Here is a 22,942-nt window from a genome sequence, read left to right as displayed (position 1 = left end):
ACAGTCGCCCTCCTCGCACTGTCATGAGATGCCGAGTTCGCTGTCGATGAGAGCGAAGACCTCGTCGTCGGTCGCGGAATCGATGTCGTTGCCGGTGGAGACGGGCTCGCCGCCCAGCTTCGAGAGCACGTCGCGCAGCCGCAGCGACAGCCGCGTACGGGACTGCTCGTCGACGTCCGACAGGACCGCCTCGAGGCGGTCGAGTTCGGCGAACGCGGCCAGCACCGCGTTGGTGTCGCCGGCCTCACCGGCGAGTTCGGCGCGCAGGTGCGCGGCGAGGGCGTTCGACGTCGGGTGGTCGAACACCAGCGTCGCGGACAGCCGCAGCCCGGTGGCGGCGTTGACCCGGTTGCGCAGCTCGACCGCGGTCAGCGAGTCGAAGCCGAGCTCGTTGAACGGCCGGTCGGCCGCGACGGCGCCCGGGTCGGGGTAGGCCAGCACGCCCGCCACGTGGGTACGCACCAGGTCGAGCAGGATGGCCTCGGCCTCCTCGGCGTCCCGGCCCGCCAGCCGCTGCCGCAGCGCGTCGACCGCGCCCGCGTCGGCGTCGGCCGCCCGTTTGGCGGGCACCCGGACCAGGCCGCGCAGCAGCGGCGGCACCATGCCCGCGACCGCGCGCTCGCGCAGGGCCCGGTGGTCGAGCCGGATGGGCGCCACCATGCCCCGGTGCGACAGCGCCGCGTCGAACAGGGCCAGCGCCTCCTCGGCGGAGAGCGCGCCGACGCCCGAGCGCGACATGCGCCGCAGGTCGGCCTCGGTGAGCTGCTCCGCCATGCCCGCCTGTGCCCAGCGGCCCCAGGCCAGCGACACGGCCGGCTGGCCGTTCGCCCGCCGGTGCTGGGCGAGCGCGTCCAGGTAGGCGTTGCCGGCCGCGTAGTTGCCCTGGCCCGGCCCGCCGAGCACCCCGGAGGCCGAGGAGAACAGGACGAACGCGGTCAGGTCCCCGGTCAGCTCGTGCAGGTTCGTGGCGGCGTCGACCTTGGGCCGCAGCACCCGGTCGACCCGCTCCGGGGTGAGCGAGGAGATGACGCCGTCGTCCACCACACCGGCCGTGTGCACCACCGCGCGTACCGGGTGTGCGGCGAGCAGCGCGGCGAGCGCTTCGGAGTCGGCGACGTCGCACGCGGCGAGGGTGACCTCCGCCCCGAGGGCGAGAAGTTCGTCGCGCAGCTCGCCCGCGCCCTCGGCGGCGGGGCCGCTGCGGCTGACCAGCACCAGCTCGCGTACGCCGTGGCGGTCGACCAGGTGCCGCGCGACGAGCCGGCCGAGCACGCCGGTGGCGCCCGTGACCAGGACGGGACCAGCCAACCCGGCGGCGGGGGCGTCGGCCGCGACGGCGGTCCGCGCGAGGCGGGGCACGAGGACGTCGGCGCCCCGGACGGCCAGTTGCGGCTCGTCGGAGCCGAGCGCGGCCGGCAGCCCCGGGCAGTCCTCGGCGTCGACGTCGACCAGCGCGAACCGGTCGGCGTGTTCGGACTGGGCGGAGCGGATCAGGCCCCAGGCCGCGGCCCCCGCGAGATCGGTGACGTCGGCGTCGGGGCGGGTGGCCACCGCGCCGCTGGTCAGGACGGCGAGGCGGGAGGTGGCGAAGCGCTCGTCGGCGAGCCACCGCTGTGCGAGGGCGAGGACCTCGTGGGTCGCCGTGTGCGCGCGTACGTCCTGCGCCGCGCCCCGGTCGGGGGCGCAGCGCGCCACCACCAGCTCGGGCACGGCGGCGCCGGCGTCGACGGCCCCGGCGAGGGCCGCCAGGTCCGGGTACGCGGTGGCGTCGAGGCCGCCGATGCCGGCGCCGAGCACCGCGACGGTACGCGGTCGGGGCGCGGCGGTCAGCGGCGTCCACTCCAGGTGCAGCAGCGACTCGTGGCGGTCGCGGCGCAGGGCGGAGAGCTGTTCCGGCGACACCGGGCGCACCGCCAGCGCCTCGACGGAGGCGACCGGGGCGCCGGCCGCGTCGGCCAGGGTGACCGTCGCGGTGCCGTCGCCCGACACGATCCGGGCCCGCAGGCGGGTGGCGCCCGTGGCGTGCAGGGTGACGCCGCGCCACGAGAACGGCAGCACGGGTTCGCCGTCGCCGGTCGACGCCGCCGCGTGCAGGGCGGCGTCCAGCAGCGCCGGGTGCAGGCCGAAGCGGGCGGCGTCGTCGTGCGCCTGCTCGGGCAGGGCGATCTCGGCGAACACCTCGTCCCCGCGCCGCCACGCCGCGGTCAGGCCCTGGAAGACCGGGCCGTAGCGCAGGCCGCGCGCGAACAGGTCGTCGTAGGTCGTGGAGACGTCGACCGGGTCGGCGTCCGGCGGCCAGGCCCGCAGGTCGGCGCCGAGGGCCCCGGCCGGGGTCAGCCGGCCCGCCGCGTGGGTCGTCCAGCCGTCCTCGTCCTCGACCCGCGAGTGGACGCTGACGTCCCGGCCGCCGTCGGACGCCGCCTCGCCCACCGTCACGCGCACCTGGACGCCGCCGGAGTCCGGCAGCACCAGCGGCGCCTCCAACGTCAGCTCCTCGACGCGCGGGCAGCCGACCTCGCGGCCGGCGTGCGCCGCCAGCTCCACCAGCGCCGCGCCGGGCAGCAGCACCAGGTCCGCGACCGCGTGGTCGGCCAGCCACGGGTGGGTGGCCAGCGCGAGCCGGCCGGTGAACACGGCCCCGCCGTCCGGCAGCTCGACGGTCGCGCCCAGCAGTGGGTGGTTCGTCCGCGTCTGGCCGAGCCCGCCCGCGTCGCCGGTGCCGACGCCCGGCCGGGGCCAGTACGGCTGGTGCCGGAACGCGGAGGTGGGCAGCTCCACGGTCCGCCCCGGCGCGACCGTGGGCCAGTCGACGGCCACGCCGCGCGCCGCGAGCCGGGCGAACGCGGTGGCCAGGGTCTCCGGCGCGGCGCGGCCCTTGCGGCACGCCGGGATCCACTCGCCCTCGGCCACGTTGCGCCCGAGCGTGGTGAGCACCGCGTCGGGGCCGAGTTCCAGGAAGGTGGTGGCCCCGGACGCGGCCAGCGTGGCGACCGCGTGGGCGTACCGGACGGGTTCGCGTACCTGCCGCACCCAGTAGTCGGCGTCGAGGGTGGTGACGTCGCCCGTCACCGTCGAGACCAGCTCGATGACGGGCTCGCGGCACTCCACCCGCGCCACGACGGCGCGGTACTCGTCGAGCATGGGGTCCATCAGCGGCGAGTGGAACGCGTGCGACACCGTGAGCCGCTGCGCCTTGCGGCCCCGCCCGGACAGCTGCCCGGCCACGGCGAGGGTGGCGGCCTCCTCACCGGAGAGCACCACCGACTCCGGGCCGTTGACGGCGGCGATGGCGACGCCGTCGGTGAGCAGCGGCGTGACATCGTCCTCCGTGGCCCGTACGGCCACCATCGCGCCGCCGCTGGGCAGCGCCTGCATCAGCCGGCCCCGCGCCGCGACCACCGTCGCGGCGTCGGCGAGCGACCAGACCCCGGCGACGTGCGCCGCCGCCAGCTCACCGATCGAGTGCCCGGCCACGAGGTCCGGCCGGACGCCCCACGACTCGAACAGCCGGAACAGGGCCACCTCGACCGCGAACAACGCCGGCTGGGTCCAGGCGGTCTGGTGCACCTCGTCGGTGTCCAGCACCTCCCGCAGGGGCCGCTCCAGGTGCCGGTCCAGCTCCGCGCACACCTCGTCGAAGGCCCGCGCGAACGCCGGGAAGCCCAGCAGCTCCGTCGTCATGCCGATCCGCTGCGCGCCCTGGCCGGTGAAGACCATCGCGAGCCTGCCGCCGTCGACCGTGCCGGTCACCACCTGGTCGCCGAGCAGCACCGCGCGGTGCGGGAACCCGGCCCGCCCGGTGGCGAGGGTGTACGCGACGTCGACCGGGCGTAGCGTCGGATCGGCGGCGACGTGGGCACGCAGCCGCGGGATCTGCTCGCGCAGCCCCTCCTCGGTCCGGGCGGAGAGCAGCCACGGCGTGAACGGGACGTCCGGCTCCTCGGCCGGTGCCGCCGGCTCGACCTGTTCCAGCACGACGTGGGCGTTGGTGCCGCTGATGCCGAAGGACGACACGGCGGCGCGCACGGGCCGGTCCGTGGCGGTGAGCGGCACGGGCGTCGCGGCGACGCGTACCGCGCCGGTGGTCCAGTCGACGTGCGGCGAGGGCTCGTCCACGTGCAGGGTCGGTGGCAGCAGGCCGTGCCGCAGCGCCAGCACCATCTTCATGATGCCGGCCACCCCGGCGGCGGCCTGGGTGTGGCCGAGGTTCGACTTGACCGAACCGAGCAGCACCGGTGCCGCGCGCTCCTGGCCGTACGTGGCGAGGACGGCCTGCGCCTCGATCGGGTCGCCCAGGGTCGTGCCCGTGCCGTGCGCCTCGACGACGTCGACCTCGGACGGGGACAGCCGGGCGTCCGCCAGGGCGGCCCGGATCACCCGCTGCTGGGCCGGCCCGTTCGGCGCGGTGAGCCCGTTGGAGGCGCCGTCGGAGTTCACCGCCGAGCCCCGCACCACGGCGAGCACCGGGTGCCCGTGGCGGCGGGCGTCGGAGAGCCGCTCCACCACCAGCACGCCGACGCCCTCCGCGAGCGAGGTGCCGTCGGCGGCGCCCGCGAACGACTTGCACCGCCCGTCGGGGGCGAGGTTGCGTTGCCGGGAGAACTCCAGGAACGTGCCGGGCGTCGACATCACCGACACGCCGCCGGCCAGCGCGAGGGAGCACTCCCCGTTGCGCAGCGCGGAGATGGCGAGGTGCAGGGCGACCAGCGACGACGAGCAGGCGGTGTCGACGGTCATCGTCGGGCCCTCCAGCCCGAGCGTGTACGAGATCCGGCCGGAGATCACCCCGCCGGAGTTACCGGTGGACAGGAACCCGTCGACCGACTCGGCGGAGCCGCTGAGCACGCTGCCGTAGTCGTTGTACATCACGCCCGCGTACACGCCGGTGCGGCTGCCGCGCAGCGTGGTCGGGTCGATGCCGGCCCGCTCCAGCGCCTCCCACGAGGTCTCCAGCAGCAGCCGCTGCTGCGGGTCCATCGCCAGCGCCTCGCGGGGGGAGATGCCGAAGAAGCCGGGGTCGAACTGGGCGGCGTCGTAGAGGAAACCGCCCTGGTCGACGTAGCTGGTGCCGGGGTGGTCCGGGTCGGGGTCGAACAGCGCGTCGAGGTGCCATCCCCGGTCGGTGGGGAACGGCCCGATCGCGTCCGCGCCGCCGGAGAGCAGCCGCCACAGGTCCTCCGGCGTACGCACGCCGCCCGGGAAGCGGCACGCCATCCCCACGATCACGACGGGCTCCTGGTCGTGCCGCGCCAGCGCGACGTCCGTCGTCGCGGTGCGCCCGCCGCCCAACTGCTCCACGAGGTGCCCGGCCAGCACCTCCGGCGTCGGGTAGTCGAACACCAGCGTCGCGGGCAGCCGCAGCCCGGTCGTCGCGTTGAGCTGGTTGCGCAGGTCGAGCGCGGTGAGCGAGTCGAAGCCGAGCTCCTTGAAGGCGCGCCCCGCCGGCAGCCGGTCCGCGCGGGCGTAGCCGAGGACGGAGGCGACCCGGGTGAGCACCACCTCCAGCACGACCTCGTGCCAGCGCTCGGCGGGCACCTCGGCCAGCCGCTGCGCAAGGGACGAGCCGCCCACCGCCCGGCGGGCCGGGGCGCGGACGAGGCCGCGCAGCAGCGCCGGCGGTTCGCGGTCGCCGCGGCCGAGCACGGCCAGGTCCATCGGCACCGGTGCCAGCAGCGCCTCGGTCGAGCGGACCGCGGCGTCGAAGAGCGCCAGACCGTCCTTGCTGGACAGCTCGGCCATGCCGCTGCGGGCCATCCGGCCGAGCTGCGCGCCGTCCACGTCGGCGGTCATCTCGCTGCGCTCGGCCCAGAGCCCCCAGGCGAGCGAGTGGGCGGGCTGTCCCGCCGCCCGCCGCCGCGCGGCGAGCGCGTCGAGCATCGCGTTCGCCGCCGCGTAGGCGCCCTGGCCGGGGCTGCCGAAGATGCCGGCGGCCGAGGAGAAGAGCACGAAGGCGGTCAGCTCACCGGCCAGCTCGTGCAGGTGCCAGGCCGCGTCGACCTTGGGGCGCAGCGCGGTGGCCAGCCGCTCGGGGGTGAGCGTGGGGATGGTGGCGTCGGCCATCACGCCCGCGGTGTGCACGACACCGGTGACGGGGTGCGCCGCGAGCAGCGCGGCGACCTGGTCCCGATCGGCCACGTCGCACGCCGCCACGGTCACGGTCGCGCCCAGCCCGGTGAGTTCGTCGCGCAGCTCGGCCGCGCCCTCGGCGGCCAGGCCGCGGCGACTGGTCAGCACGAGTTCGCGTACCCCGTGCTCGGTGACGAGGTGGCGGGCGACCAGCGCGCCGAGGGTGCCGGTGCCGCCGGTGACGAGCACCCTGCCGTCCGGGCCGAACACGGCGGGCCCGGCGACGTCGGAGTCGGGGACCCGGGCCAGGCGCGGCGCGCTCACCACGCCGTCGCGGATGACGAGCACCGGCTCGCCGGTCGCCAGCGCCGCCGCCACCAGGGCGTCGGCGGTGTCGTCGGCCTCCAGCAGGACGATCCGCTCGGGGTTCTCGGCCTGCGCGGAGCGGGCCAGCCCGTGCACCGCCGCGCCGGCCAGGTCGTCCGGGCGGGTCACCACGACGAGCCTGGTGTCGGCCAGGTCCGGTGCGGCGAGCCACTGCTGGATCGTGGTCAGCGCGTACGCCGTGAGGTCGGCGACCGCGGCGACGCCGGGCGCGTCGGCGAAGCACGGCAGGAACAGCGTGTCGGCGGACGCGTCGGCCAACGCCACCGGCGGCGCGTCGAAGACCGGCGCGGTGCCCAGCGTCTGCCAGGCACCCCGGTCGCCCCGGCCGACGGCCAGGGGCGCGTGCTCCAGCCGGAACAGCGACTCGACGAAGCCGCTGCGACCCCGCAGCGCCTGCGGGGCCACCGGGCGTACGGTGAGCGCCGCCACGGTGGCGACCGGGGCGCCCGCGTGGTCGGCGACGAGCAGGGCGGCGCTGTCCGCCCCCTTCCGGGTGAACCGGACGCGCAGGCTCGTCGCGCCCGCCCCGTGCAGCGTCACGCCGCCGAAGAGGAAGGGCAGCTGCGCCGTGCCGTCGGCGACGTCGCCGGCGAGGGCGTGCAGGGCCGCGTCGAACAGCGCGGGGTGCAGGCCGAACCCGTCCGCGTCGGTGCCCTGGGGCAGCGCCACCTCGGCGAACGTCTCGTCGCCCCGGCGCCACGCGGCCCGCAGGCCCTGGAACACCGGCCCGTAGCGCAGGCCGAGCCCGGCGAGCCGGTCGTACAGGTCGCCGAGGTCGACGGCCTGCGCGTCGGCGGGCGGCCACTCGGTGAGGCGCTCCCCCTGCGTCGTGGCGGGGGCGAGGACACCGGTGGCGTGCCGGGTCCACATGCCGACCGTCGCCTCGGCGTCGGTCTGGCCGTAGACGCCCAGCGCGCGGCGGCCGTGCTCGTCGGGTGCCTCGACGGTGAGCCGCAGGGCCACCCCGCCCTGGGGCGGGAGGACCAGCGGGGTGGTGAGGGTGAGTTCCTCGACGGCCGGGCAGTCGACCTCGTCACCGGCGCGCACGGCGAGTTCGACCAGCGCCGTGCCGGGCAGCAGGACGGTGTCCAGGACGGCGTGGTCGGCCAGCCAGGGGTGGGTCTCCAGGCTGATCCGGCCGGCGAGCACGACCAGGTCCCGCTCCGGGACGGTGAGCGCGGCGCCGAGCAGCGGGTGGCCGACGACGTCGATGCCGAGCCCGCGCGCGTCCACGGCGGACGCCGCCTCCAGCTGCCAGTACCGCTGGTGCTGGAACGGGTACGTCGGCAGCGGGGCCGGCACGCCGTTGGTGTGCCGGGACCAGTCGACGGCGACCCCGCGCACGTACGCCTCGGCGAGGGAGAGCAGGAACCGCGACAGGCCGCCCTCGTCGCGGCGCAGCGACGCGACGAGCGCGGCGGGGGCGTCGGCGCGGTCCAGGATCTCGCGCACCCCCATGCCCAGCACCGGGTGGGGGCTGATCTCGACGAGGACGTCGTGCCCGTCGGCGAGCAGGCGGTCGATCGCCTCCTCGAACCGGACCGTGCCGCGCAGGTTCGCGTACCAGTAGTCGGCGTCGAGGGTGGCGGTGTCGGCGACCGCGCCGGTGAGGGTGGAGTACAGCGGCACGTCGGCGCTTCGCGGCCGGACGTCGGCGAGGACGCTCAGCAACTCGTCCCGGATGGCCTCGACCTGGGCGGAGTGCGAGGCGTAGTCCACCGGGATCATCCGCATCCGCACGCCGTCGGCCTCGCACGCCGCCAGCAGTTCCCGCAGGGCGTCGGGCTCGCCGGAGACGACGGTGGCGGCGGGCCCGTTGACGGCGGCGACCGAGATCCGCTCGCCCCACCGGGCCAGGCGCGCCTCCACGTCCGCGCGGGGCGCCGCCACGGAGGCCATGCCGCCGCGTCCGGCCAGGCCGGCGGCGATCGCCCGGCTGCGCAACGCGACGACGCGGGCACCGTCGTCGAGGGTGAGCGCGCCGGCGACGACGGCGGCCGCGATCTCGCCCTGCGAGTGCCCCACCACGGCGGCGGGCTCGACGCCGTACGACCGCCACAGCGCCGCCAGCGACACCATCACGGCGAACAGCACGGGTTGCACCACGTCCACCCGGTCGAGCGAGGGCGCGCCGGGCACGCCGCGCACGACGTCGAGCAGCGACCAGTCGGTGAACCCGTCCACCGCCTTGGCGCACTCGTCCATCCGGGCGGCGAACACCTCGTGGGTGTCCATCAGCTCCACGGCCATGCCCGCCCACTGCGAGCCCTGGCCGGGGAACATGAAGGCGACCCGCGGCTCGGTCTTCAGGGCGGTGCCGGCGGCCACGGCGGGCGCGGGTTCGTCCGCCGCGACGGCCGCCAGGCCGGCCCGCAGCTCGGCGGGGTTCGCGCCGACCACGACCGCCCGGTGCTCGAAGCGGGTGCGGGCCGCCAGGGTGGCGGCGACGTCGGCCGGGGCGGCGGGGTGCCGGTCGAGGTGGGCCGCCAGCCGGGCCGCCTGGTCGCGTCGGGCGTCGGCGGTACGACCGGACAGCACCCAGGGCACCGGTCCGGTCGCCTCGGCGGCCGGCGCGGGCTCCTGCGCGGGCGGTTCCTCGAGGATCACGTGGGCGTTGGTTCCGCTCACCCCGAACGACGAGACGGCGGCGCGGGACGACTCGGCGCCGCGCGGCCAGGCGACGGCCTCGGTCAGCAGGGAGACCGCGCCCTCCGTCCAGTCGACCTGGTCGCTCGGTGCGTCGACGTGCAGCGTCTTCGGCAGCAGCCGGTGCCGCATGGCGAGCACCATCTTGATGATCCCGCCGACGCCGGCGGCGGCCTGGGTGTGACCGATGTTGGACTTGACGGAGCCCAGCCACAGCGGCCGTTCCCGGTCCTGGCCGTAGGTGGCGAGGATGGCCTGGGCCTCGATGGGGTCGCCCAGGGTGGTGCCGGTGCCGTGCGCCTCGACCACGTCGACCTGGTTGGCCGACAGCCGCGCGTTGGCCAGCGCCGACCGGATGACCCGCTGCTGCGCGGGCCCGCTCGGGGCGGTCAGGCCGTTGGAGGCGCCGTCCTGGTTGACCGCCGTGCCGCGCACGACGGCGAGCACCCGGTGCCCGTTGCGCCGGGCGTCGGACAGCCGCTCCACGACCAGCATGCCGGCGCCCTCGGCGAAGCCGGTGCCGTCGGCGGCGGCGGCGAAGGACTTGCACCGGCCGTCGGGCGCCAACCCGCGCTGCTTGGAGAACTCGACGTACGTCAGCGGGGTCGCCATGACGGTGACCCCGCCGGCCAGCGCCAGCGAGCACTCGCCGTTGCGCAGCGCCTGCACGGCCAGGTGCAGGGCGACCAGCGACGACGAGCACGCGGTGTCGACGGTGACGGCGGGCCCCTCCAGGCCGAAGGTGTACGCCACCCGGCCCGAGACGACCGCGCCGGCGGCCTTGTTGTCGGCGTAGTCGTGGTACATCATGCCGGCGAAGACCCCGGCGTCGCTGCCGCGCAGGCCGGCCGGGTCGATGCCGGCGTTCTCGAACGCCTCCCAGGAGACCTCCAGCAGCAGCCGCTGCTGCGGGTCCATCGCCAGCGCCTCGCGGGGGCTGATGCCGAAGAACTCCGGGTCGAACTGGCCCGCGTCGTGCAGGAAGCCCCCCTCGCGGGTGTACGAGCGACCCGGCGTACCGGGCGTGGGGTCGTACAGCTCGGCGACGTTCCAGCCACGGTCGGTGGGGAACCCGGTGATCCCGTCACCGCCGGCGGCCACCAGGTCCCACAGGTCGTCCGGGGTCCGGACCCCGCCGGGGTAGCGGCAGGCCATGCCCACGATGGCGATCGGTTCGCGCAGCACCGAGTCGAGCTTGCGGTTCTGCTCCCGCAGCCACTCGTTCTCCTTCAGCGAGGCCCGCAGCGCGGTGACGAGCTTCTCCTCCGAGTGCGCCATGTGGTCAGCTCCCCGCTTCCGTCGTCGCGTCACCGAGGTCGGCGAGCGCCATGCTGATCAGTGCGTCGGCGTCCATGTCGTCGATGGACCCGGTCGGTGCGGCGTCGGGCTCGCCGGTGGCGACCCGTACGCCGCCCAGTTCGAGCAGGCTGTCCATCAGGCCGGCGTCGCGCAGCCGGCTGATCGGGATGGCGAGCAGGATGCGGCGGACCTCGTCCTCCGGCAGCCCGCCGTCGGTGCCGGTGTCCGGCACGAGCCGCTCGTGCAGCAGGTCGGCGACCGCGCGGGTGTTCGGGCGGTCGAAGGTGAGCGTGGCGGGCAGCCGCAGGCCGGTGGCGGTGTTGAGCTGGTTGCGCAGTTCCAGCGCGGCGAGGGAGTCGAAGCCCAGTTCGGTGAAGGCGCGGGCGGGATCGACGGCGTCGGGGTCCCGGTGCCCGAGCACCCCCGCGACCTTCGTACGGACCAGGTCCAGCAGCAGGTCGGCGCGCTCCGGGGCGGGCAGGCCGAGCAGCCGGGTGGCGAGGCCGTTGCCGGCGGACGCCGCCCGCCGCGTCCTGGCCCGGACCAGGCCACGGTAGATGGGGCCGTCGACCACGCCGAGGTCGAGCCCGATGGGCACGAGCACCGGCGCGGCGCAGGTGCTCGCGGCGTCGAAGAGGCGCAGGCCCTCGTCCACCGACAGCGCCCGTACGCCCGCCTGGGCCAGCCGCTGCCGTTCCGCGGCGCCCAGTTCTCCCGCCATCCCCCCGTCCCACATGCCCCACGCCAACGACTGCCCGGGCAGGCCGGCCGCCCGGCGGCGCACCGCCAGCGCGTCCAGGAAGGCGTTGGCCGCGGAGTACGCCGACTGACCGGCGTTGCCGAACACGCCCGCCGCCGACGAGAACGTCACGAACGCCGACAGGCCCGCCGTGGCCGTCGCCTCGTGCAGGTGCCAGGCCGCGTCGACCTTCGGCGCGAGCACCCGGTCCAGCCGCTGGGCCGTCATCGACGTCAGCAGACCGTCGTCCACCACGCCGGCGACGTGCACCACCGCCGACAGGTCCCGGCCGGCGACCAGCGCCGTCACCGCGTCGCGGTCGGCCACGTCGCACGCCGCCCACCGCGCGGCGGCGCCCGACGCCGTCAGCTCCGCCGCCAGCTCCGCCGCGCCCGGCGCCGCCGCGCCCCGGCGCGACACCAGCAGCAGGTCGCGCACCCCGTGGGCCGCCACGAGGTGCCGGGCCAGGACCGCACCCAGCGCGCCGGACGCGCCCGACACCAGCACGGTGCCGGAGCCGAAGTCCGCCGGCACCGGGTCGGCGGTGGCCGCCCGGGCCAGTCGGGCGGCGTGCGCGACGCCGTCGCGGACCACGAGCTGCGGTTCGTCGTCGGCCAGTACGAGGTCGCCGTCGACGAGGACGACGCGGTCGGGGTGCTCGGCCTGGACCGAGCGGACGAAGCCCCACACGGCGGCGCCGACGAGGTCCGTGACGTCCTCGCCGGGCAGGGCGACCGCGCCCCGGGTACGCACGACGAGCCGGGAGCCGGCGGATCCGGCCAGGAACGACCTGATCTCGTCGAGTACGCGGTGCAGCGCGGTGCGCACGGCGGCCGGCGTGTCCGTCGCTGCGGGATCGGGCGGGAACGTGGTGGTGTCGAGCACCGTCACGTCCCCGGCCGGCCCGCCGGTGGCCGGCACCGGCACCCAGGTCAGCTCGTACAGCGAGTCGTGGTGGGCCGGCCGCACGTCGAGCCCGGCGACCGGCCGGGTCTCCAGCCTGCCCACGGACACCACGGGCGCGCCCGTGCCGTCGGTCGCGGTGAGCGCCCAGCCGGAGTCGACGGGGACGATCCGGACCCGCAGGGCGGTGGCGTTCGTGGCGTGCAGCACCACCTGCTGCCACGAGAACGGGAGCAGGGTGTCGCCGGTGCCGTCCGGGTCGGCCAGCAGCGGGGCGTGCAGCGCCGCGTCCAGCAGGGCGGGGTGCAGCGCGAACCGCTCCTCCGCCTCGGCGAGCGTGACCTCGGCGAACAGTTCGTCGCCGCGTCGCCACACGGCCGTGACGCCCCGGAACGCGCGCCCGTACCCGTAGCCCCGGTCCGCGAGCCGGTCGTAGGCGTCGGTCAGGTCGACGGGCCGGGCGTCGGCGGGGGGCCACTCGGCCACGGTGTCCGGCGTGGCGACCGGGTCGGCGGTGACGAGCCCGGTGGCGTGCGGCGTCCAGCTCTCGGTGTGCTCGCCGCGGGAGTGGATCTCGACCTTGCGGCGCCCCTCCTCGTCCGGCTCACCGACCCGCAGCCGCAGCTGCACCGCGCCGTCATCGGGCAGGACCAGCGGGGCGACCATGGTCAGCTCGTCCACCACCGGGCAGCCGACCGCGTCGGCGGCGTGTACGGCGAGTTCGACGAGCGCCGCGCCGGCAACGAGCACCCGGCCCGCGATGACGTGGTCCGCGAGCCACGGGTGCGTGCCGGTCGACAGCCGGCCGGTGTAGACGACGCCGTCGAAGTCGGGCAGCGCGACGGCCGCTCCGAGCAGGGGATGTTCGGTGTCGGCGAGGCCGAGCCGGCTGGCCGCCCCCGTCGCGGTCGCGTTCTCCGCCCAGTACCGCTGACGCTGGAAGGGGTAGGTGGGCAGGTCGGTGGCGCGGGCACCGGCGAACCAGGTGGGCCAGTCGACGGGGAAGCCGAGGTTGTGCAGGTCGGCGACGGCCCTGGTGAGGGTGGCGGTTTCGGGTTGGTCGCGGTGGGTGGTGGCGATGGTGGTGGCGTTGGTGGCGGTGGTGTTGGCGGCGGTGGTGAGGACGGTGTCGGGGCCGATTTCGAGGTAGGTGTCGATGTGGTGGTTGGTGGTGAGGGTGGTGATGGCGTCGTGGAAGCGGACGGCCTGGCGGACCTGGTGGACCCAGTGGTCGGGGGTGGGTCGTAGTGGTTGGCCGTCGGTGGTGGAGATGAGGGGGATGTGGGGTTCGTGGTGGGTGATGGATTCGGCGACGGTGCGGTAGTCGTCGAGGATGGGGTCCATCAGGTGGGAGTGGAAGGCGTGGGAGACGGTGAGGCGTTTGGTGCGGTGGCCTTGGGCGGCGAGTGCGTCGGCGGCGGTGAGGGTGGCGGTTTCGTCGCCGGAGATGACGAGGTGGGTGGCGGTGTTGATGGCGGCGATGCCGACGGTGTCGGTGAGGTGGGGGGTGACCTGTTCCTCGGTGGCTTCGATGGCGATCATGGCGCCGCCGGTGGGGAGGGTTTGCATGAGGCGGGCGCGGGTGGTGACGAGGGTGGCGGCGTCGGTGAGGTCGAGGATGCCGGCGATGTGGGCGGCGGTGAGTTCGCCGATGGAGTGTCCGGCTACGGCGTGGGGGTGGATGCCCCAGGATTCGAGGAGTCGGTGCAGGGCGACTTCGAAGGCGAACAGGGCGGGTTGGGTGTAGCCGGTCTGGTGTAGTTCGTCGGTGTCGATGATTTTGCGTAGTGGTTGGTCGAGGTGGGTGTCGAGGGCGGTGCAGACCTCGTCGAAGGCGGTGGCGAAGACGGGGTACGCGGCGGCGAGTTCGGTGCCCATGCCGAGTCGTTGTGCGCCCTGCCCGGTGAACAGGAACGCCAACCTGCCGGGGGCCGCCACGGTCGGCTGCACGCCCGCCCGCAGGGCGCGGACCAGCTCCTCGGTGTCGCGGCCCACCACGGCGGCCCGGTGCTCGAACGCGGTCCGCCCGACCGCGAGCGTGAAGCCGACGGCCAGCGTGAACCCGACGTCGTCGGGGTCCCGGCCGGCCACCGCGTCGGCCAGGCGCGCGGCCTGGGCCCGTACGGCCTCCGGCGTCCGTCCGGAGAGGACCCACGGGATCGCCGGCGGCCGGACGGCGTACGCCGGCTCGGGCGAGGCGTCCGCTTCGGGCTCCTCGATCACGACGTGCGCGTTGGTGCCGCTGACCCCGAACGACGACACGGCGGCCCGGCGCGGCCGGTCACCGGCGGGCCACGCCACCGGCTCGGTCAGCAGGGACACCGCCCCCGCCGACCAGTTCACCTGCGGCGACGGCTCGTCCACGTGCAGCGTGCGCGGCAGCAGCCCGTTGCGCAGCGCGCCCACCATCTTGATCACCCCCGCGACGCCGGCCGCGGCCTGGGTGTGGCCGATGTTCGACTTGACGGAGCCCAGCCACAACGGCCGCTCCCGGCCCTGCCCGTAGGTGGCCAGGACCGCCTGGGCCTCGATCGGGTCGCCCAGCTTCGTGCCCGTGCCGTGCGCCTCGACCACGTCGACCTGGCTCGCCGACAGCCGCGCGTTGGCCAGCGCGGCCCGGATCACCCGCTGCTGCGACGGCCCGTTCGGCGCGGTCAGCCCGTTCGACGCGCCGTCGGAGTTGACCGCCGTGCCCCGCACCACCGCCAGCACCCGGCGGCCGTTGCGCAGCGCGTCCGACAGCCGCTCCACCACCAGCATGCCGACGCCCTCGGACCAGCCGGTGCCGTCGGCGGCGGCGGCGAACGACTTGCACCGGCCGTCCGGCGACAGGCCCCGCTGGCGGGAGAACTCCACGAACGTCTCGGGGGTCGCCATGACCGTCACGCCGCCGGCCAGGGCCAGCGAGCACTCGCCGCCGCGCAGCGCCTGGGCGGCGAGGTGCAGGGCGACCAGCGACGACGAGCAGGCCGTGTCGAGCGTGACCGCCGGGCCCTCCAGGCCCAGGGCGTACGCGACCCGGCCCGAGGCGATCGAGCCGGTGGAGCTGTTGCCGGCGTAGTCGTGGTACATCATCCCGGCGAACACGCCGGTGTCGCTGCCGCGCAGGGACGCCGGATCGAGGCCGGTCCGTTCCAGCGCCTCCCACGACGTCTCCAGCAGCAGGCGCTGCTGCGGATCCATGGTCAGCGCCTCACGCGGGCTGATCTCGAAGAACTCCGCGTCGAACTCCGCCGCGTCGTACAGGAAGCCGCCCTCACGGGTGTACGACTTGCCCGGCACGCCCGGCGTCGGGTCGTACAGTTCCGCCACGTCCCAGCCCCGGTCGGTGGGGAAGCCGCCGACCCCGTCCCGTCCGGCGGCCACCAGGTCCCACAGCTCCTCGGGCGTACGCACGCCGCCGGGGAACCGGCACGCCATGCCGACGATCGCGATGGGCTCGTGCGCCGCCTCCTCCGCGTCGCGCAGCTTCCGCCGCGTCTCGCGCAGCTCCGCTGTCGTCCGCTTGAGGTAGTCGAGCAGCTTTTCCTCGTTGTCGGGCATCGACGTCACTCCAGGGGCGGACCGGTGGGGGGATCGGGGTGCTAGAGCGGGATGTTCCCGTGCGTGCCGCGCCGGCGGACGGGGCCGGCGGCGTCGGCGAAGACGGAGACCAGGCGGGCCCGGGTGTCCTCGGGGCGGACGACCTCGTCGACCACGCCGAGGTCCAGCGCGCGGCCGAGGCCGCCGGCGACCTGCCGGTGCTCCTCGACGAGTCGCGCGACGAGTTCGCCGCGCCCGGTCTCCCCGGCGGCGGCGATCGTCCTGCGGTGGATGATGCCGACGGCCGCCTCGGCGCCCATCACCGCGACCTCGGCGTCCGGCCAGGCCAGCACCGACGTCGCGCCCAGCGCGCGCGAGTTCATGGCGATGTAGGCGCCGCCGTACGACTTGCGGGTGATCAGCGTGACGCGCGGGACGGTGGCCTCGGCGAAGGCGTACAGCAGCTTGGCGCCGCGCCGCACCACCCCGCCCCATTCCTGGGCGACGCCGGGCAGGTAGCCGGGGACGTCGACCACGACGAGCAGTGGTACGCCGAACCCGTCGCACATGCGCACGAAGCGGGACGCCTTCTCGGCCGCGACCGAGTCGAGGCAGCCCCCCTTGCGCAGCGGGTTGTTCGCGACGACGCCGATCGTGCCGCCGCCCAGCCGGCCGAGGCCGACGACCATGTTCGGCGCCCACTTCGGTTGCAGCTCCAGCAGCTCGGCGTCGTCGAGGAGCGCGGTCAGCAGGGGGCGTACGGGGTAGGCGCGCACCGGGGAGTCCGGCAGCAGCGCGCGCAGGTCCCGGGAGGCGCCGGCCCGGGCAGGGTCGAACTCCCCCGGCCGGGCCAGCAGCGCCACGAGCCGCCGCGTCTGGTGGTAGGCGTCCTCCTCCGAGTCGGCGGGCACGTGCGTCACACCCGACCGGCGCACGTGCGCGTCCGGCCCGCCGAGCCCGGCCATGTCGATCTGTTCGCCGGTGACGCTGCGCACCACGTCCGGGCCGGTGATGAAGATCCGGCCGGCGGGCGCCTGGATGACGATGTCGGTGAGCGCCGGTCCGTACGCGGCGCCGCCGGCGGCCGGGCCCAGCACGACCGAGAGCTGCGGGATCCGCCCGGACGCCCGCACCATGGACGCGAAGATCGCGCCGATGCCGTGCATCGACTCGACGCCGCCCGCCAGCTTCGCGCCGCCGGAGTGCCACAGGCCGATCACCGGCACGCCCTCGGTCAGCGCCAGCTCGATGGCGTCCCGGATGCGCAGGCACTCCGGCAGCCCGAGCGCGCCGCCCTTGACCGTCGCGTCGGTGCAGAAGGCGACCACCTTCTCGCCGGCGACCCGGCCACGGGCCACCACGGCGGCGACGTCGTCCGGATCGTGCAGCAGGGTCAGGGAGTCGTCGTCCAGCAGCCGGGGCAGCCGGTGCAGCGGGTCGCGGGTGTCCCGCTCGCTGATCACCGCCGTCATCGCGATCAGCTCACCCTGCGCTCGTGACCCTGCCAGAACCGCTCCCGCAGCTCACGGCGCAGGATCTTCCCACTGGGGTTACGCGGCACCCGGTCGATGAACTCGTAGTGCAGCGGCTGCTTGAACCCAGCCAACTGCCCCCGCAGATGCAACGCCAGGTCACGCTCGCTGAGCTGCTGACCCTCCACCGGCACCACGAACGCGTACACCGCCTCACCCCAGCGCTCGTCGGGCACCCCCACCACCGCCGACTCGGCGACCAGCGGGTGCCGGCCGATCACGTTCTCGACCTCCGCCGGATAGACGTTCTCCCCCGCCACGATGATCATGTCCTTGATCCGGTCACGGATGAACAGATAGCCGTCCTCGTCCAGCACGCCCGCGTCCCCGGTCACGACCCACCCGTCGACCAGCGTCCTCGCCGTGGCCTCCGGCATGTTCCAGTACTCGACCATCGCCGCCGGCGTACGCAGCCAGACCTCGCCGACCTCACCGGCCGGCAGCGGGTTGCCCTTGTCGTCGGCGACCTTGACCTCGAAGCCCGGGTAGGGGCGCCCGGCCGCCTGCATCTTGCCGCTCTCCGACGTGTGGTCGGCCGGGGGCAGACAGATGGCCGTGTTGCCGGTCTCGGTCAGGCCGTAGATCTGGGCGAACTCGCAGCCGAAGCCCTCGATGCAGCGGGCCAGCAGCGCCGCCGAGATGGGCGCGCCGCCGTAGACGATCTTCCGCAGGGAGGCGAAGTCCGCCTTGGTGACGCCCGGTTCCGCGAGCAGCAGCCGCAGCATCGCGGGCACCAGGATGGCGGTGGTGACGCGCAGCGTCCTGATCAGCTCCACCGCGCCGGCGGTGGTGAACTCGCGCATCACCACGTTCGGCACGCCCGCGACGAAACCCTGCGTCGCCCACCACAGGCCGCCGATGTGGAACCCGGCCATCCCGACGAGGCTGACGTCGCCCGGGCCCCAGTCGAGCCAGTCAAGCTCGGCCGAGGCGAGCGCGTCGCGGACCGCGAAGAAGCTGCGGTGGGCGAGGACGACGCCCTTCGGCAGCCCCGTCGTTCCGCTGGTGTACATCTGCACCAGCGGCGTGTCGGGGGTGACCCTGGTCAGGACGTTCGCGTCCGGCTGGGCCGACACCCAGGCCGCGAAACCGGCCCGGGCCACACCGCCGGAGTCCAGCGCGACCACCTGCTTGAGCATCGGCAGCTCCGGCGCCAACTTCTCGGCCACCGCAGCCGAATCCGAGTCGACGAACAGCAGAGCGGCACCCGAGTCACGCAGGATGTGCTCGACCTCGCCGGCAGCCAACCGCCAGTTGATCGGCACCAGCACCACACCGGCCTTCGCAGCCCCGAACAGCAGGTCGTAGAAGTGCTCGGACTCCCTGCCCAACCAGGCGATCCGGTCACCAGGGCGCAACCCCGCCGCCTGCAGACCACGCGCCACCTGATTACTGACACGATGCAGCGTCGCGTAGTCGACGCGCCGGCCCTCGCAGATCATGGCGACGGCGTCCGGCTGCTGGGCGGCGTGCCTGCGCGCCACGTCGACGAGCGTGCGCAACTGAACAGTCACCGGGTCCTCCTCAGTGGGCGTACGGGTGGGGACGAATCACGCCGCGTCAGCCGCGAGACGCATGCCGGGCGGGTTGACCAGAGCCATCCGCACCTCGCCCTCGGCGATACCGCCGTTGTCGTCCCAGAAGCGCCAGGGCATGTCGATGATCTGGACCGGCTTGCTGCGGTTGCGCTCGCTGAACTCCGCGAAGACCACCTCGCCCCGGAACGACGACGAGTCGATCGGCCGCCGGAACTTGCTGGAGAAGTGCGTGATGAGCATGTCCGGGAGCTGCTTGGCCCAGTAGTCGTCCATCGTCCACGCCGACAGCGCGGGGACGGCCTGCTCCTGGACGCTCTTGGCGACCAGGTAGTAGTAGAGCTGGTTGAAGCAGATGTTCACCTCGACGGAGTTGAGGTGACCGGTGTCGTCGATGTAGCACGGGTAGGGGATGGCGAACTCGCCCTGCGCGCTCGCCAGCCCGTTGGCCGCGGTGAGAGTCGCGGACTTCAGGTACTGGGTCTTCGCACCGGCGTACGGACGCAGGACGTCCGCCAGCAGTACCGGGTCGTTGGCAAATGTCGCCCGCCCGATCGGCGCGCTGTTCTTGACCGGCGATGTTGTCATCGCTATTCCTCCTTTGCGCACGGATGCGAAATTGAACGTAATCGGCGCGTGTCCATCACCCGGTAACAGTGGAAGAACTGGCCGCGCGGGCCCGGGCGACCAATCGGTCCAGCAGCATGTCGGAGGTGAGCGACAGGTCGGTGAGCAGTGGTTCGGTCGACAGCAGCGCCAGGTGCATCGCCTGGATCCGCTCCGAGGGCTCGATGCCGAGTTCGCCCAGCATCCGCCGCCGGAACCGCCGGTAGACCTCCAACGCCGCCGGCGTACGGCCGGAGCGGTGCAGCGCGAGCATCAGCATCGCGTGCGCCGACTCGTGCAGCGGGTGCTCGACGACCAGCGACGCGAGCTCGGAGGTCGTCTCCCGGTGCCGGCCCAGGCACAGGTCGGCGTCGATCCTGGTCATGTACGCGTAGAACCGGCGCTCCTCCAGCCGCGCCGCCTGGGCGCGCAGCTGCGGGCCCCACTGGCCCTGGTGCACGACGTTGCCGCGCCACAGCGCCAGCGACCGGCGCAGGTGCGCTCCCGCCTGCTCGTAGTCTCCCGCGCGCATCGCCGCGGTGCCCGCCGTGACCAGGTCGTCGAACTCGAAGATGTCGAGCTGCTTCGGGTCCACCCGCAGCGTGTAGCCCCCGGAGCAGGTGAGCAGGACCTCCCGCGCGACATCCTCGACGGACCCGCCGAGCACCCCCCGGAAGAGCTTGCGCACCTTGAACATGTAGGTCTGGAGGGTGGCGTGCGCGGTGCGCGGCGCCCCCGAGCTCCACAGCTCCCGGACGAGCACCGACGCGCCGACCGGCTGGTTCGCGTTGAACAGCAACGCGGACAGGACCAGCCGCAGCTTCGGCGCGCTGGGCGCGATGTCCACCCCGTCGTACCGGATGACGAGTGGGCCGAGCAGCTCGAACCGCACGCCGGCGAGCGGGTTCTCCGTCGGCCGACGCGCGGGCGGTGCGGCCGGTGGCGGGTCGGGGCTGCGTCCGACGCCCGGCGCGGGGCCGGCCGCCGACTCCAGCAACGCGGCGAGGAGTGTCAGTTTCTCCTCGTGCGACATCGAGCCCAGTTCCGCAAACTTGGTAACCATTTCGCCGACCTCGCTATCAATCGGATCCACCGCACTTTCCACCGCCGACGAGTGGCGTCGGCGTACTGGATCCGCGACGGGAGCGACGATTCCGACCAGGGGGAGTCAGGACAGGCTTCCACGCTATTCCCAGCGAGGGTCGAGCCGATAGTGACCGCGTCATGGACCGACGTGACCAAACGAGGGGCCACCCTGTGACGGCGGCACTTGCCCGCAGCCCGCGCCGCCGGGAGGCTGACTGGAGGCACGCTGGAGCGCCGCTGGAGTGGTGCTGGTCGAGCAGGGGGCAGCCATGTCGGATGGGGACGCGCAGCTTCGGGTCGGGTTCGGACGACACCTGAGGACCCACGTCGTACGCGGGGACGCCGTCTACGTGCTCTCCGAGCGCGGTGCCACCTCGGTCAGCGGCGCACACGTGGAGGCCCTGGCGCCGCTGCTCGACGGCACCCGTGGTCTCGCCGAACTCGTCCGGGACAGTCCACCCGGGATCTCGTCGGCCGAGATCGGCACGGTCGTCCGACGGCTCGTCGACGCCGGCCTGGTCACGTTGCGGCCCGCGGCGGAGGCGGCCGCCGAGGAGCCCGCGCTCGCGTACTGGGAGGCGGCGGGCCTGGACGCCACCGCCGCCGTACGGGCCACGGCCGCCGCCCGGGTGGAGCTCGTCCACGTCGGCGGCGACCCGGTGGGCGCCGGGGCGGCAGAAACCGCGCTGCGGGCGGCAGGATTGACGGTGACCCAGGTTTCCGGGAACTATTCGGGCTCCCCCGCCGACTTATCGATTGTGCTCTGTGCGGACTATCTCGACGAGGGGCTGGCGGCCGTCGACGCCGCGCATCGCGCCGCGCGCCGGCCCTGGCTCCTCGCGAAGCCCGGCGGCGCACAGGTCTGGGTGGGGCCGGTGTTCGACCCCGCCGCCGCGACCGCGTGCTGGCACTGCCTGGCGCACCGGCTGCGCGGGCACCGTCAGGCCGAGACGCGCCTGCGCGCCGTCGCCGGGCCCGGCACGGAGGTCACCGCTCCCCCGGTGTCACTGCCCCCGCTCGGCGCCGCCGCCCTGCACCTGGTGGCGTTGGAGGCCACCAAGTGGACGGCCGGCCTCCGCCACGACGGGCAGCGCGCGGTGTGGACGCTGGACAGCCTCACGATGCACGGCACCCACCACCAGGTGCGCGCGCGGCCGCAGTGCCCGGAGTGCGGCGATCCCGGCATCGAGCGCGAGCGGGCCTTCCGCCCGGTGCCGCTGCGCAGCCGGCCGAAGGCGTCGCGCTCCGGCGGCAGCCACCGCGCCCTGCCCCCGGAGCGGGTGCTGCACGACTACGGGCACCTGGTGAGCCCGGTCAGCGGCGTGGTCAAGGAGATCAGCCGCGACGGGCGGGGCCCGGCCTTCCTCAACTCGTTCCGCTCCGGGCCGAACCTGGCGATGACGACGCGCAGGAACGCCGAGCAGATGCGCTTCGCGCTGCGTGCCGAGAACGGCGGCAAGGGCGTCACCCCCCTGCACGCCGAGGTGAGCGCGCTCTGCGAGGCCGTCGAGCGGCACAGCGCCTACTTCCACGGCGACGAGGCCCGCGTCACGGGCAGCTACGCCGAGCTGGCCGGCACCGCCATCCACCCCGACGAGTGCCTGCTGTTCGACGAGCGCCAGTACGCCGACCGGGCCCGCTGGAACGCCAACTGCTCGCCGTTCCAGTACGTCTGCGCGCCGTTCGACGAAGCCGCCGTGACGAGCTGGACGCCGGTGTGGTCGCTCACCGGGCAGCGGCACCGGCTGCTGCCCACCTCGATGCTCTACTTCAACGTGCCGGAGGAGCACGGCGGCGCGTCGCTGTGCGCGGACTCGAACGGCAACGCCGCCGGCAGCAGCCTGGAGGACGCCCTGCTCCAGGGCCTGCTGGAGCTCGTGGAACGCGACGCCGTGGCCCTGTGGTGGTACAACCGCACCCAGGCCCCCGCGGTCGACCTGGACAGCTTCGGCGACCGCTGGATCGACGAGCTGCGCGAGGTCTACGCGGGCCTGCACCGCGAGGTCTGGGTCCTCGACGTGTCGTCGGACGTGGGCGTACCCACCATGGCCGCGCTGTCCCGGCGCACCGACAAGCGGTGCGAGGACATCATGTTCGGTTTCGGGGCGCACCCGGATCCGCGTGCGGCGCTGGTCCGCGCGCTCACCGAGATGAACCAGTTGATGCCGACCGTGGCGGAGGTCGGCGGCGACGACGACGGCGGGTACGGCTGGTCCGATCCCGACGCCGTACGGTGGTGGCGCACCGCCACCTGGGCCGGGGACGCCTACCTGCGGCCCGATCCGGCGGTGCCGGCGCGCCGGCTCACCGACTACCGCCACGCCCCGACGGACGACCTGCTGTCGGACGTCCGCTCGGTGCAGCACAGGCTGGAGGCGCTGGGGCTCGACGTGCTCGTGCTCGACCAGACCCGTCCGGACGTCGGGCTCCCCGTGGTGAAGGCCATCGTGCCGGGGATGCGTGGCTTCTGGGCGAGGTTCGCGCCGGGCCGGCTCTTCGACGTCCCGGTGCAGCTCGGCAGGCTCGACCGTCCCACGGAGTACGAGAACCTCAACCCGATACCACTTTTCGTGTAGAGCGGGCGCACGTGGCGTCACCGCCACGCCCGTCGAGGAGCCAGG

6 protein-coding genes and 1 pseudogene are annotated in these 22,942 nt (G+C 74.6%); 1 reads left to right on the top strand and 6 read right to left on the bottom strand.

The features are described 5' to 3' along the window. Positions 1-21 precede the first annotated feature (21 nt). From CLT72_RS28950 to CLT72_RS28925, 6 genes and pseudogenes are all read right to left on the bottom strand, one after another. Positions 22-10,377, bottom strand: coding sequence for a type I polyketide synthase (locus CLT72_RS28950; RefSeq protein WP_101414450.1), 10,356 nt, complete (start codon positions 10,375-10,377; stop codon positions 22-24). A gap of 4 nt (positions 10,378-10,381) precedes the next feature. After that, positions 10,382-15,574 (bottom strand): annotated as a pseudogene (locus CLT72_RS28945) (SDR family NAD(P)-dependent oxidoreductase); the annotation flags it as partial. A 50-nt stretch (positions 15,575-15,624) separates the two neighbouring features. Then, a complete protein-coding gene (locus tag CLT72_RS28940) occupies positions 15,625-17,034 on the bottom strand; it encodes a carboxyl transferase domain-containing protein (protein ID WP_101414448.1) in 1,410 nt (469 codons plus the stop codon). A gap of 5 nt (positions 17,035-17,039) precedes the next feature. Beyond that, complete coding sequence (locus CLT72_RS28935) at positions 17,040-18,608, bottom strand: fatty acid--CoA ligase (protein ID WP_101414447.1); 1,569 nt, start codon at positions 18,606-18,608, stop codon at positions 17,040-17,042. A 36-nt stretch (positions 18,609-18,644) separates the two neighbouring features. Next, a complete protein-coding gene (locus CLT72_RS28930; protein WP_101414446.1) occupies positions 18,645-19,217 on the bottom strand; it encodes an FcoT family thioesterase in 573 nt (190 codons plus the stop codon). A gap of 55 nt (positions 19,218-19,272) precedes the next feature. After that, positions 19,273-20,298 carry an AfsR/SARP family transcriptional regulator gene (locus CLT72_RS28925; protein ID WP_101414445.1) on the bottom strand — a complete coding sequence of 342 codons (1,026 nt, stop codon included), beginning with the start codon at positions 20,296-20,298 and terminating at the stop codon, positions 19,273-19,275. A 292-nt stretch (positions 20,299-20,590) separates the two neighbouring features. Between CLT72_RS28925 and CLT72_RS28920 the strand changes: the two genes are divergently transcribed. Next, positions 20,591-22,897 carry a TOMM precursor leader peptide-binding protein gene (locus CLT72_RS28920; protein ID WP_101414444.1) on the top strand — a complete coding sequence of 769 codons (2,307 nt, stop codon included), beginning with the start codon at positions 20,591-20,593 and terminating at the stop codon, positions 22,895-22,897. The last annotated feature ends 45 nt before the right edge of the window (positions 22,898-22,942 follow it).

Source organism: Micromonospora sp. CNZ309 (assembly GCF_002846525.1).
This window is presented reverse-complemented; position numbering and strand designations above follow the sequence as displayed.